This window comes from Nocardioides sp. Z21_20, from assembly GCF_059766585.1.
This window is the reverse complement of the sequence record NZ_JCBAJX010000005.1, coordinates 121887-133899: the sequence shown is the minus strand read 5'-3', so window position 1 is coordinate 133899 and position 12013 is coordinate 121887. Positions and strand designations below refer to the sequence as shown.

Annotated in this window: 13 protein-coding genes; 5 read left to right on the top strand and 8 right to left on the bottom strand. The window is 74.3% G+C overall.

Going from position 1 to position 12013, the window contains the following annotated elements; translation table 11 throughout:
• Positions 1-8 precede the first annotated feature (8 nt).
• Positions 9-752 carry an Rv1486c family protein gene (locus AC6EH9_RS10615; protein ID WP_498422920.1) on the bottom strand — a complete coding sequence of 248 codons (744 nt, stop codon included), beginning with the start codon at positions 750-752 and terminating at the stop codon, positions 9-11.
• Positions 753-802: 50 nt separating this feature from the next.
• On the opposite strand from AC6EH9_RS10615, the gene AC6EH9_RS10610 reads away from it, so the two are divergent.
• From AC6EH9_RS10610 to AC6EH9_RS10595, 4 genes are read left to right on the top strand one after another with little or no spacing between them, the layout of a single operon-like run.
• Complete coding sequence (locus AC6EH9_RS10610; RefSeq protein WP_498422919.1) at positions 803-1603, top strand: ABC transporter ATP-binding protein; 801 nt, start codon at positions 803-805, stop codon at positions 1601-1603.
• Between the two features lie 20 nt (positions 1604-1623).
• Positions 1624-2094 carry an NfeD family protein gene (locus AC6EH9_RS10605; RefSeq protein ID WP_498422917.1) on the top strand — a complete coding sequence of 157 codons (471 nt, stop codon included), beginning with the start codon at positions 1624-1626 and terminating at the stop codon, positions 2092-2094.
• Between the two features lie 11 nt (positions 2095-2105).
• Positions 2106-3227, top strand: coding sequence for an SPFH domain-containing protein (locus AC6EH9_RS10600; RefSeq protein WP_498422915.1), 1122 nt, complete (start codon positions 2106-2108; stop codon positions 3225-3227).
• Positions 3224-3985, top strand: coding sequence for a sulfite exporter TauE/SafE family protein (locus tag AC6EH9_RS10595; protein WP_498422912.1), 762 nt, complete (start codon positions 3224-3226; stop codon positions 3983-3985). Before AC6EH9_RS10600 ends, AC6EH9_RS10595 begins: the two co-directional genes overlap by 4 nt.
• Positions 3986-4179: 194 nt before the next feature.
• Here AC6EH9_RS10595 and AC6EH9_RS10590 read toward each other — a convergent pair whose 3' ends face one another.
• The 6 genes from AC6EH9_RS10590 to AC6EH9_RS10565 are packed head-to-tail and all read right to left on the bottom strand — an operon-like array spanning position 4180 to position 9217.
• Complete coding sequence (locus AC6EH9_RS10590; RefSeq protein ID WP_498422910.1) at positions 4180-4686, bottom strand: RDD family protein; 507 nt, start codon at positions 4684-4686, stop codon at positions 4180-4182.
• Positions 4687-4706: 20 nt separating this feature from the next.
• A complete protein-coding gene (locus AC6EH9_RS10585) occupies positions 4707-5066 on the bottom strand; it encodes a hypothetical protein (RefSeq protein WP_498422908.1) in 360 nt (119 codons plus the stop codon).
• A 29-nt stretch (positions 5067-5095) separates the two neighbouring features.
• On the bottom strand, positions 5096-6076 hold the full coding sequence (locus AC6EH9_RS10580) for an alpha/beta hydrolase (RefSeq protein WP_498422906.1): 981 nt from the start codon (positions 6074-6076) through the stop codon (positions 5096-5098).
• A gap of 20 nt (positions 6077-6096) precedes the next feature.
• Complete coding sequence (locus AC6EH9_RS10575) at positions 6097-7470, bottom strand: hypothetical protein (protein ID WP_498422905.1); 1374 nt, start codon at positions 7468-7470, stop codon at positions 6097-6099.
• A gap of 14 nt (positions 7471-7484) precedes the next feature.
• A complete protein-coding gene (locus tag AC6EH9_RS10570) occupies positions 7485-8240 on the bottom strand; it encodes an ABC transporter permease (protein WP_498422903.1) in 756 nt (251 codons plus the stop codon).
• Positions 8237-9217: an ATP-binding cassette domain-containing protein gene (locus AC6EH9_RS10565; RefSeq protein WP_498422900.1), complete on the bottom strand. Its 981-nt coding sequence runs from the start codon at positions 9215-9217 to the stop codon at positions 8237-8239. Before AC6EH9_RS10565 ends, AC6EH9_RS10570 begins: the two co-directional genes overlap by 4 nt.
• Positions 9218-9272: 55 nt before the next feature.
• Here AC6EH9_RS10565 and AC6EH9_RS10560 point away from each other — a divergent pair, with 55 nt between their 5' ends.
• Positions 9273-10532 carry a glycosyltransferase gene (locus tag AC6EH9_RS10560; RefSeq protein ID WP_498422898.1) on the top strand — a complete coding sequence of 420 codons (1260 nt, stop codon included), beginning with the start codon at positions 9273-9275 and terminating at the stop codon, positions 10530-10532.
• Positions 10533-10543: 11 nt separating this feature from the next.
• Here the strand turns inward: AC6EH9_RS10560 and AC6EH9_RS10555 are convergent, their stop codons facing one another.
• The gene (locus tag AC6EH9_RS10555; protein ID WP_498422896.1) at positions 10544-11950 is read right to left on the bottom strand and encodes a hypothetical protein; all 1407 of its coding nucleotides are present in this window, start codon (positions 11948-11950) and stop codon (positions 10544-10546) included.
• Between the last annotated feature and the right edge of the window lie 63 nt (positions 11951-12013).

Below are 12013 nucleotides of genomic sequence, written 5' to 3'. Positions count from 1 at the left end.
CCGGGGACTCAGCCCGGCGGCCACACCTCCGGTGAGCACGCCGCGACGAGCCCGCGGCGGGCGGCGCGCTCCAGGGGGCGCAGCGCCTCGCGGCGCAGCTCGATCTCGTGGGCGGTGACCGCGGCGCCGTCGTCCTCGAGCGCCAGCTCCACGATCCCCGCGGCGAGCAGGGCGCGGCCGGCGAGCTCGACGCAGCGCGGGGGCACCCCCGGCGGGGCGTCGGGCAGCCGGAGCCGGCGCAGGTTCATCAGCTCGTCGGCGACCTCCGGGCGCCAGCGGGCCACGTCGAGCGCGGCCAGCGACTCGGCGGCGGCGATGATGGCGGCGCGCAGCCCGCGGTCGGCCTCGCCGACGTCGGGGAGCTGTCGGCGCGCGGCCGGGTGGGCGACCCAGGTGACCACCCGACCCACTCGCTCGGGGACCAGCCCGAGGTCACCCGCGAGCACGGCCTCGCCCGCCTCCAGGGCGGCCGCGTTGAACGCGGCGGGCCCACCCAGACCCACCGGGTCCCCCTCCGCCGGCAACGCCAGGCCGAGCCCGTCGACGCCGCGGGCGCGCAGCCCTGCCAGGGACTCCAGGAGCGGGCGCGGCTGAGCGTCGTGGGGGAGGCCGGGCGCCGTCTCGCGGACCAGGTGGGCGGCGTCCTCCCCGCCGAGCACGACGTCGAGGAGCTGGTCGGCGACCACCTGGCCGCGCAGCCAGGCGGTGCCCCACCAGGCGAGGACGGCGGATTCGGGCAGCGAGGCGCTCACGGGCGAAGACCCTACGCGGGGCTCGGAGGGGGATGGATAGGGTGAGCCCCATGACCGCTGTCCTCGAGTTCGCCGATGTCACGGTCCGAAGGGGCAAGGCGACCCTTCTCGACCAGCTCTCCTGGACCGTCAACGAGGATGAGCGGTGGGTGATCCTCGGCCCGAACGGCGCCGGCAAGACCACGCTGCTGCAAGTAGCGTCCGCGCAGATGCACCCCACCAGCGGCGTGGTGGGCATCCTCGGCGAGGTGCTGGGCACCGTCGACGTCTTCGAGCTGCGCCCCCGGATCGGCCTGACCAGCGCCGCCCTGGCCGAGCGCATCCCCCGCCACGAGCTGGTGCCCGACGTGGTCGTCTCCGCGTCGTACGGCGTGCTGGGGCGCTGGCGCGAGGACTACGACAGCCTGGACCACGACCGGGCCGACGCGCTGCTCACCGAGGTCGGCGTGCAGCACCTGCGCGAGCGGACCTTCGGGACGCTCAGCGAGGGCGAGCGCAAGCGGGTGCAGGTGGCGCGCGCGCTGATGACCGATCCCGAGCTGCTGCTCCTCGACGAGCCGGCGGCCGGCCTGGACCTGGGAGGGCGCGAGGATCTGGTCTCGATCCTCTCCACGCTGGCCGTGGACCCCGACTCGCCGGCGACCGTGCTGGTCTCCCACCACGTGGAGGAGATCCCCCCGGGGTTCACCCACGTGCTGATGCTGCGTGAGGGGCGCGCCGTCGCGGCCGGCCCGATCCCCGAGACGCTCACCGAGCACAACCTCTCGGAGACGTTCGGGATGCCGCTGAGCCTGGCTCACGACGAGGGCCGCTGGTCGGCGCGTCGTCGAAGTGGGCACCGCGCTCAGTGAACAGTCGATAGGCTCTCGTCATGGACTGGCTCGACTGGCTCAGAGAGCACGCGTGGGAGTCCTGGCTCGGGCTGGCCATCGCCCTCGGTGTCGCGGAGATGCTCAGCCTCGATCTGGTGCTGGCGATGCTCGCGGCCGGGGCCCTGGTGGGCATGCTGGCCGCGGTGGTCGGGCTGCCCTTCGGGCTGCAGGTCCTGGGGGCGTTCCTGGCCTCGGCGGCGATGCTCGCGCTGGTACGTCCCTCGATCGTCAAGCGGATGCACCACGGGCCCGAGCTGGTGCTCGGGCACAGCAAGCTGCTGGGCACCCAGGGCAGGGTCACCGAGGAGATCACCGGCCTGCAGGCCGGCCGGGTGCGGCTGGCCGGCGAGATCTGGTCGGCACTGCCCTACGACGAGACCCTGATCATCGCGCCCGGAGAGACCGTGGAGGTCCTCGAGATCCGCGGCGCCATCGCCTACGTCCACCCCGTCCCATCCCTGGAGAGCTGAGAGGAGTCACCATGCCCGTTTTCCTGGCCCTGCTCGTTCTTCTGGGGCTGTTCGTCATCGTGCTGTTGGCCAAGACCGTGCGGATCATCCCGCAGGCGCGTGCCGGTGTCGTGGAGCGGTTCGGCAAGTACAAGGAGACCCTCCCCGCAGGGCTCAACATCCTGGTGCCGTTCATCGACCGGGTGCGCTACATGATCGACCTGCGCGAGCAGGTGGTGAGCTTCCCGCCGCAGCCGGTGATCACCGAGGACAACCTGGTGGTCTCCATCGACACCGTCATCTACTTCCAGGTCACCGACCCGGTCAGTGCGACGTACGAGATCGCCAACTACATCCAGGCCGTCGAGCAGCTCACGATGACCACGCTGCGCAACATCGTCGGCGGCATGGACCTGGAGGAGACGCTGACCAGCCGCGACGAGATCAACACCCGGCTGCGTGGCGTGCTGGACGAGGCGACCGGCAAATGGGGCATCCGGGTGAACCGGGTCGAGCTCAAGGGCATCGACCCGCCGCCGTCGATCAAGGACTCGATGGAGAAGCAGATGCGCGCCGACCGCGACAAGCGCGCGCAGATCCTCACCGCCGAGGGTGGCCGGCAGGCCTCGATCCTCACCGCGGAGGGCCAGAAGCAGGCCGCGATCCTCTCCGCGGAGGGTGACCGCGAGTCGCAGATCCTGCGCGCCCAGGCGGATCGGGAGTCGCAGATCCTGCGTGCGCAGGGCGAGGGGCAGGCCATCCAGACGGTGTTCCAGGCGATCCACGACGGGCGCCCCGACCAGTCGCTGCTGGCCTACCAGTACCTGCAGATGATGCCGAAGATCGCCGAGGGTGACGCCAACAAGGTCTGGATCGTGCCCAGCGAGATCGGCAAGGCGCTGGAGGGGCTGGGCTCCACGATGAACAGCCTGCAGGGCATCCCCGACGAGGTCGAGGGACCGCGGGTCCGGGTGCCGATGGGCGAGGAGGCTCCGTCGCTGGCCGAGGACCTGGCCGAGGCCCATCAGCAGGTCTCCAGCGCCCAGGCCGAGGTCCAGCGCGCGATCGCGGAGGCCGAGGGCGCGGCCGCGCCCCGCCGCTCCGCCGGGAACGACATCGCCGGGCCCGACACCGAGGTGCCGCCGGCCCCGTGAGCATCCTGGAGATGGCCGCGGTCCTGCTCGCCGGGATCGCGGCCGGCACCATCAACACCGTGGTGGGGTCGGGAACGCTGGTGACGTTCCCGACCCTCATCGCGTTCGGCATCCCGCCCGTCACGGCCAACGTGTCCAACACGATCGGCCTGGTCCCCGGGTCGCTCTCCGGCGCCTGGGGCTACCGCCGCGAGCTCTCCGGCCAACGCGCCCGCATCCTGCGCCTGGCCGGCGCTTCCCTGATCGGCGGCGTCCTCGGGGCGGTGCTGCTGCTGGCCCTGCCCGAGGGGGCCTTCTCCGCGATCGTGCCGGTGCTGATCGTGCTCGGCTGCGTGCTGGTCGTGCTGCAGCCGCGGATCTCCGCGTGGGTGGCGCGCCGCCACGAGCACCTGGGCGGTCTGCCCGAGACCGGTGCCTGGTGGGTGTGGCCGCTGGTCCTGCTCGCCGGCGTGTACGGCGGCTACTTCGGCGCCGCCCAGGGCGTCCTGCTGATGGCGGTGATGGGGATCGGCATCAACGAGACCCTCCAGCGGCTCAACGGCGTCAAGAACATCCTGGCCGCGGTCGTCAACGGCATCTCGGGGCTCATCTTCGCGGTGGTGGCCCACGTCGACTGGCGCATCGTGGCGCTGATCGGGGTCGGCTCGGTGATCGGCGGCCAGATCGGCGCCAGCGTCGGGCGCCGGCTGCCGGCGACCGGCCTGCGGGTGTTCATCGTCGTCGTCGGCGTGGTCGCGCTGGTGTCGTTCCTGCTCTGAGCCGCGCTCGGGGTGCGGATCGCGCCTGGCCGCGGCGGGGTGTGGGTGCGCTCGCCGCGTCGTACTCCCCACACGAAACCCGCACTTCCCACGTGTTCCTTCGCGTGGGAAGTGCGGGTTTCACGAGTTAACTCGTGGTTCTGGCGCCCTCCCAGCCGCAACCACCGACCCGCCCGAGCGCCCCACCCCGAGCCTCAGCCGTACTTCAGCACCTGCGTGCCCCCGGCGAGCCGGTCGTGCCAGGCCTGCCGGGAGACGGTGTCGGCGTTGATGCCCAGGGCGATCGTGATCCAGGCGACGAACTGGACCAGGCTGCCGATGGCGCCACCGACGAAGGGGACGAGGGAGAGCATCCCGGCCGCGTAGAAGAGGTTGCGACGCAGCGCCTGCTCCAGCGTCGGGTTGGTGCCGCGGGGACCCACGGTGCGCAGCTTCATCACCATCTTCCCGATGGTCTGGCCCTGGGCGGACTCGAGATAGCCGAAGTACGCCAGCTGCATCGCCACCAGCAGCACGGTCGAGATGGCGTTCTCCAGGAGCCAGCCGTCGACGGTGATGCGCACGACGAGGCTCAGCACCAGGTAGGGCAGCCCGACCACCACGGCGTCCAGGAGGCGGGCCACGAACCGGTCGAGCAGCGGTGCCGGCACTCCGGCGGACGGCGCGGCGGGGAAGTCGCGGGGGAAGGGCTGGTGGGACATCGGGGGCTCCTCTGGCAGGGTCAGGCGTCGGCGCCGAGGTCGGCCACCCCGACGGCGACCGCGCCGAGTGCCGGCAGACACAGCAGCGCGCTGGTCGTCTTCCCAACGTAACCGCCACGCCCGGCGAGCAGTGCCGCAACGGTGTCGGCGCCGTCGATCGCGACCCCGAGCTGGACCAGGCGCCGGCGCGCCGGGCCGCCGGCGAGCAGGGTGATCGCGCCCAGCCCGATCTCGCGCGAGCCGAACATCCGGCTCAGGTAGGGAAGCTGCGGGTTCGCTGCGGAGTCGAGGCGCAGCAGCCGGGCGGCGAGGCCGGGGGAGACGAAGGAGACGGTGCCCAGGGCGATGCGGCCCCAGGCCAGGCCGGTCACGGGATTCATGGGCGTGACCCTAACCACACCGAGCCCGCTCAGGCGGGCTCGACGTCCGCCAATGAGACGTACGCCGTGTGCCAGCGCTCGATCTCGGCGTACGCCCGGCTCCGCGCGGGCTGTCGGGAGAGCACCACGTCGTGCCGGGCCCCGTCCACGGCGACCGTGGTCACGTGCCTGCCCAGCGAGGTGGCCCAGCGGCGGATCTGGCCCACGTCGAGCACGATGTCGGTGCTGTGCACCTCCTCGCCCATCTCCAGCGGGGCGCCGGTGCGCGCCGAGCAGAGCACCAGCACCGGACAGCCGACCTCCAGCCCGGCGTGCACCCGCGCGTGCCCGCGCCGCACGGCGCGCAGCCAGCCGGCGTACACCGGCCAGGAGTCCATCGGCTTCCACGCCAGCTCGTAGTCGAACTCGCCGTCGTGGTCACGGTGCAGGCTGCGCCCGTAGAAGCCGCTCACCGTGCGGGGGATCTCGCGCAGGGGACGGTGCTGCCCCACCCGGTCGACCAGTCGGGTGCCCACGGTGCGCATCAGGAACGAGCCGCGCAGGTCCAGCCAGGGGGAGTTGAGGACCATCCCGGTCGCCCCGGGGCGCCGCGCATCGGCCCACAGCGGCAGCGTGAGCCCGCCGGTGCTGTGGCCGCTGAGCAGGACGCGGTCGTGGCCGTCGCGCTCGGTGACCCGCTGCCAGGTGAGGTCGAGCTCCTCGAAGTACTCCTCGAGGTCGGCCACGTAGTTGGGTGTCTGGTGGGGGCGCAGCGACCGGCCGTACTTGCGCAGGTCGAGGGCGTAGAAGTCGTAGCCGCGGCTGGTCCACCACTCGGCGTACTCGGTGTGGAAGAAGTAGTCGGCGAAGCCGTGCACGTGCAGGACCGCGCCGGCCGAGGCCCCGGCGGGGCCGTCGGCGGGACGCCGCACCAGGGTCGCGACGACCTCGCCCTCGTCGTCGGGGCGCAGGGACAGGGTCTCGACGGTGTACGGCGCACCGAGTACGGCGTCGTGGGTGCTGCTGGTCACCGGCACATCCTCTCAGCCGCTCACCACGCTCGCGCGCGAATCCCCCACCGGGCGAGGACGGCGAGGGTCGCCGCGCGCAGCACCTCCGCGTCCGGCACGTGGGTGGGGTCGAGCCCGACCACCGACAGGGTGGCGACGTCGCCGTGGCGCGACCACCAGGTGCTGATCCCGCCGCGGGTGCCGCGCATCATGCCGCGGGTGACCCGCTGGGTCACCGAGCGCATCATCACCGAGGTCGGCGGCGTCCCGGTCGGCTGGGAGTACGACGTGGGCAGGCGCCCCAGGTTGGAGGCCAGGCACAGCGGGGCGGCGTTGTCGCGCGCCAGGCGACGCAGCAGCCGGTCCGGCATCATCTGCAGCAGCGGCTTGAGCGGCTCCACGGCGTCTCGCCGGGTCCCGGCTGCCAGCGACGAGAGCTCCGCGCGCACCGCGGTGCGGACCGCGGCGAGGTCGGTGACGCGGCCGACGCCGTCGACGACCTCGGTAGCGACGCTCACCGAGACCCCCGAGGTGGCGTTGGAGCGCAGATCGTCCTCGCCGCGCAGGCTGACCGGGACGGCCACCCGGACCGGGCGGCCGGCCTGCGCCCGCCCGAGCGCGAGGATCAGCTCGACAGAGATGGCCACCAGCAGCGTGTTGGCGGTGCCGCCGTGGCGACGGGCGACCTCCTCCCAGGCGTCGGCCGAGCAGTCGAGGACCACGGTCGGGATGGTGAAGGGCAGGTCGTCGTCGGCCGCCGGCGCGGGTATCGGGAGGTCGGAGGACTGCTGGGCGTCCAGGGCGGGTGCCGGGTCGCGGGCCAGGCGCCGCGCCTCGAGAAGCCCACGCCCGGAGCGGCGGGCCAGGTGCAGGGCGTCGCGCACGTCGTCGCGGCGACGGTGCTGGAGCAGGCCGGGGTCGTCGACGGGGAGGCGGCGACCGCGGGTGCCCTCGACCGCCGCGATCACCGCGCCCAGGTGGGCGCCGCCGTCGCAGAGCACGTGCGAGGTGAGGTAGGACAGCACGGAGCCACCGTCGTCGGTGCGGGCCAGAGCGAGCGCCCAGCCGGGCCCGTCCACCGGATCGACCTCGACGGCGGCCATCCGGTCCGCCCAGGCCAGGACCTGGTCGGCCGAGACCGGGTTGGGCTCGACGTGCAGCGCCGGGGCCACCGAGGAGCGCACCCACCGGGGCCGGGCGCCGGGGATCCTCGGCGCGGCCACCGTGCGGGCCAGCCGCCCGGTGGCGAGCCGAGCCCGGATCGCCTCCACCCCCGCCGGGTCCAGCTCGGTGTCGAAGCGCCACAGGGTCTGGTTGACCAGCGGGATGCCGAGCACCCGGCGGGCGCGCAGGAACAGGTCGTCGTCGTAGGTCAGTCGGTTGGCACGGGTGGCGGGTTCACGCAGGACGGGCACGTCATACCTCCGGGTCAGGCGCTGCGCACGTAGGCGCGCACGGTCAGGGGAGCCATCACGGCGATCAGCAGCACCGCGCCCAGCAGGGACCACAGCACGGAGCCTGCGGCCGGGGTCCCCGCGGCGAGCTCGCGCACCGCCGAGACCATGTGGGTGATCGGGTTGACCTCGGCGACGGCCCGCATCCAGCCCGGCATCGTCTCCACCGGCACCAGGGCGTTGGACATGAACGACAGCGGCATCAGCACCAGCATCGAGGCGCCCTGCACCGCCGAGGCGCTGCGCATCATCACGCCCATCAACGCGAAGACCCAGCTCACCGCGAACGCGCAGCCGATCACCAGCAGGCCGCCGAGGATGAGCCCGGACCAGGACTGCGGCCGGTAGCCCATCGCCAGGCCCACCACCACGGTGAGGCCCACCGCGATCACGTAGCGCAGCACGTCGGCGAGCAGCGACCCGGCCAGTGGCGCGGTCCGGGCGATCGGCAGGGAGCGGAACCGGTCGAAGACGCCCCGCTCCATGTCGTCGCGCAGCTGGACGCCGGTGACGACCGAGGCGGTCACCGCGATCTGGACCATCACCCCCGGCACCAGCCGGGGCAGGTAGGCGTCGATGCCGCCGGCGACCGCGCCGCCGAAGACGTTGGCGAACATCACCGTCGCCACCACCGGCAGGGCCACCACGTCGAAGAGACGCTGGGGGTCGTGGCGCACGCGCAGCAGCCCGCGGTAGGCCATCGTCAGCGACTGGCTGACCGCGGCGCTCATGCCGCCCCCTCGTCCTGGCCGGCGCCGGTGTCCGGGCGCGGGTCGCCGGTGAGGGCGAAGAACACGTCGTCGAGCGAGGGCCGGTGCACCCCGATCTCCTGCACCGCGATGGCGTGCTCGCGCAGCGCCAGCACGACGTCGGCGGCCACGGCAGGGTCCTCCACCGCGGCGTGCAGGACCCCGGGCTCCCCGGGGTCGGCGGAGGCAGCGGCGCGCCGCCCGGTCACCTGCGAGACGAGCAGGGCGGCGCGGCCCTGCTCGGCGGCGGCGACCCGGACGGTCAGGGTCGAGCTGCCCACCGAGGACTTGAGCCGGTCGGGGGTGTCGTCGGCGACGATGCGTCCTCGGTCCACCACCGCGATCCGGTCCGCGAGGTGGTCGGCCTCCTCGAGGTACTGCGTGGTCAGCAGCACGGTGCTGCCCTGGGCGACCAGGTCGCGCACGGTGGCCCACATCTGGGTCCGGGTCCGCGGGTCGAGCCCGGTGGTGGGCTCGTCGAGGAAGATCACCGGGGGCCGCGCGACCAGGCTGGCGGCGATGTCGAGGCGCCGGCGCATGCCCCCGGAGAAGCCCGACACCGGACGGCGGGCCGCCTCGGTGAGGCCGAACTCCTCCAGCAGGTCCTCGGCCCGGCGACGGGCCCCGCGGCGCAGGCCCAGCAGCCGGCCGATCACCACCAGGTTCTCGGTCGCGGTCAGCGCCTCGTCGAGCGAGGCGTACTGGCCGGTCAGCCCGATCAGGGACCGTACGGCGGTCGCCTCGCGCACCACGTCGTGGCCCAGGATGCTGGCCCGGCCGGCGTCGGGGCGCACCAGCGTGGCCAGGATCCGCACCGCGGTGGTCTTGCCGGCGCCGTTCGGGCCGAGCAGCGCGCACACGCTCCCCGCCGGCACCCTCAGGTCCACCGCGTCGAGGGCCCGGTGGCCCGCGAAGGACTTCACCAGCCCCTGGGCGTGCACGGCGTAGGGCTCATCCATGTGCTCTCCCTCCCACCCGGGTCCGCGACCCGGCGGTTGCGTCTACGGTTGCCCCGTGAAGTTCGCGATGGCGCTGGCCGGCAGCCGCGGCGACGTCCAGCCCGGGCTGGCGCTGGCCCTGGAGCTGCAGGCGGCGGGACACGGGGTCGCGGTCGGCGTCGCGCCCAACCTGGTCCCGATGGCCGCGCGGCTCGGTCTCGCGCCGGTCGCGGTCGGCACCGACAGCCACGACCTGCTGGTCTCCGACTTGGTCCGCCGCGACATGCGCTCGCGTCACCCGGTGCGTCGCCAGCGTGCGCTGCGCGAGGTCGCGACGGCAGGCTGGGACCCGCTGTGCGCCGACCTGCTGGAGCTCAGCGAGGGCGCCGACGCTGTGGTGACGGGCCTGCTCGGCCAGGAGGTCGGCTCGGCGGTGGCCGAGCACCGCGACATCGGCTTCGCGGCGCTGCACTACTGCCCGGTGCGCGCCAACACGGTGGTCCCGCTGGTGTCGCTGGGCGCCGGGTCGGCAGGCGTGCGCCGGGCCACCTGGGCGCTGGGGGAGCAGGCCCGCTGGCGGCTCACCAAGGCGGCCGAGAACCGGGTGCGCGCGTCGTTGGGGCTGCGGCCGGCTCGGGTCCAGCTGCCCGAGCGCCTGCGCGAGCGCGGGGCGCTGGAGATCCAGGCCTACGACCGCGCGCTGGTGCCCGGGCTGGGTGAGGAGTGGACTCCGCGCCGACCGCTGGTGGGCTTCCTCGGCCTCGACGCCCGAGCCCGCGCCCTGCTCGAGGACGCCGACCCGAGCACGGACCCGGAGCTCGACCGGTGGCTCGACGCCGGGGACGCCCCCGTCTACGTCGGCTTCGGCAGCATGCCGGTGAGCGACCCCGCCCACCTGGTCGGCGCCGTCGAGGCCGCCTGCGCCGACCTCGGTCTGCGCGCGGTCATCAGCAGCGGCTGGAACGACTTCCCCGGACGCCGCGGCGACCGGGTGCGGGTCGTCGGCGCCGTCGACCATGCGGTCGTGCTGCCGCGCTGCCGGGTGGCGGTGCACCACGGTGGGGCCGGCACCGTCGCCGCGACCCTGCGGGCCGGGCTGCCCTCGGTGATCGGCTGGTACAGCGCCGACCAGCCGCTGTGGGGCAGGCTGCTGACCGAGCTCGGGGTCGCCACCTCGCTGCGGGCGGCCGACCTCGACCGGCGGCGCCTGCGGGGTGCGCTGGAGCGGGTGCTCGGAGAGAACACCCGGGAGCGCGCCCGCCGTCTCGGTGCGTCGATGGTCGGTCCCGACCAGGCGGTGCGCGAGGCCGCCCGCCTGCTCGCCGACGCCGGCTGAGCCGACCCGCCTCACCACAGGGTGGCCTCGAGACCCCAGCGGGCCAGCTCCTCGCGCACGAGACGCTCCAGCGTGGTGTCGTCGGGGACCCGGTCGGGGTCCAGCGCGGCGATGCTCAGCGTGGTCACCTCACCGCGGGTGCAGGCCCACGCGGTCAGGCCGCCGCCCAGCAGCCGGATCTCCCCGGCCTGGGCGCCGACGTGATGGGCGATCGCGGCGACGCTGCGCGGCGTCGTACCGACGACGGAGCAGAAGGCCTGCGACAGCTCACCCATGTGCGAGGCCAGCACGGCCGCGGCGGGGGGCTGGGGGAGCCGGCCGATCACGGCGTCGGGCAGCATCTGGATCAGCGCCAGGGGCAGCGGCGCCGCACCCGGCGTGGCCGCGGCCAGCTCGGCGTACGCCCGCTTGCAGCCCGCCCGCACCCCGGCCAGGTCGCGCCCCTCGATCTGCTCGGGGGTGACCTCGACGCGCGCGATCCGGGTGCTGTTGGAGCGCAGGTCGTCCGGGGTGCGGGTGCTCACCGGCAGCGCCACCGGCACGTGCGAGCCGGCGCCGATCCGCCCGCTGGCCCGCGAGAGCGCGGCCGTCACCGCGACGAACCAGCTGGTGGGGCTGCCCCCGTGGGCGGCGAGCGCCGCGGTCAGGGTGGCGGTGTCGACCTCCGCGACGACCAGCGGCATCGTCCAGGGACCGGGCGGCGCCGGTGCCGGCGCTGACGTCGGGTCGGGCGTCGGTGCGGGCGTCGGTGCGGGCACGGCGGTGTCGGGCCCAACCGCTTCCGCGGGATCCTTCGCGGGGTCGGCGGCGGCCGAGTCCCGGCCGGGCCGGGTCAGCCGCCCCAGAGCCCAGCGGCCCACCTCGGCGAGCTGCCCGGCACCGTCGCGCAGATCGGCCAGCACCGCCCGGCCCAGCGAGGGACTGGTGGGCAGCCGCGGCGCCGGTACGCCGCGAACCGCGCGCTCGACCGCGTCCAGCATCGCCGCACCGTCGGCTACCGCGTGGGAGACCACGAGCGAGACGAGCGCGCCACCGCCGGCGACCTCGGCCACGGCGATCCGCCAGCCCCGGCCGAGGGCCGGCTCCAGCGCGGCCTGGCCCTGGGCACGCGCCCAGCACAGCGCATCGGCGGGGGAGAGCGGGCCGGGGTGCCCGACGACGTCCGGCGTGTGGGAGCTGGGGGCCCACCGGTCGCGTGCGCCGAGGACCCGGACCCGCTCGGCACGGCGGGCCAGCGCCCCCGCGGCCAGCGCGTCGCGGAAGAGGGTGACCCGCTGCATGTCGACCGGGTCGTCGAAGCGCCACACGAACTGGTTCACGATGGGGCTGGCCACGCCACGATGGCGGCGCAGGAAGAGGTCGTCGCCGAAGCTCAGGCGCAGCGGCGGCTGCTGCGGTGGACGGGTGGACAGGGGCATCGCGTCAGCCTTCGCGCGTGGGGGAGCGAACCCGGAGGTAGCCCTTCGGTCGATCGGGGAGCC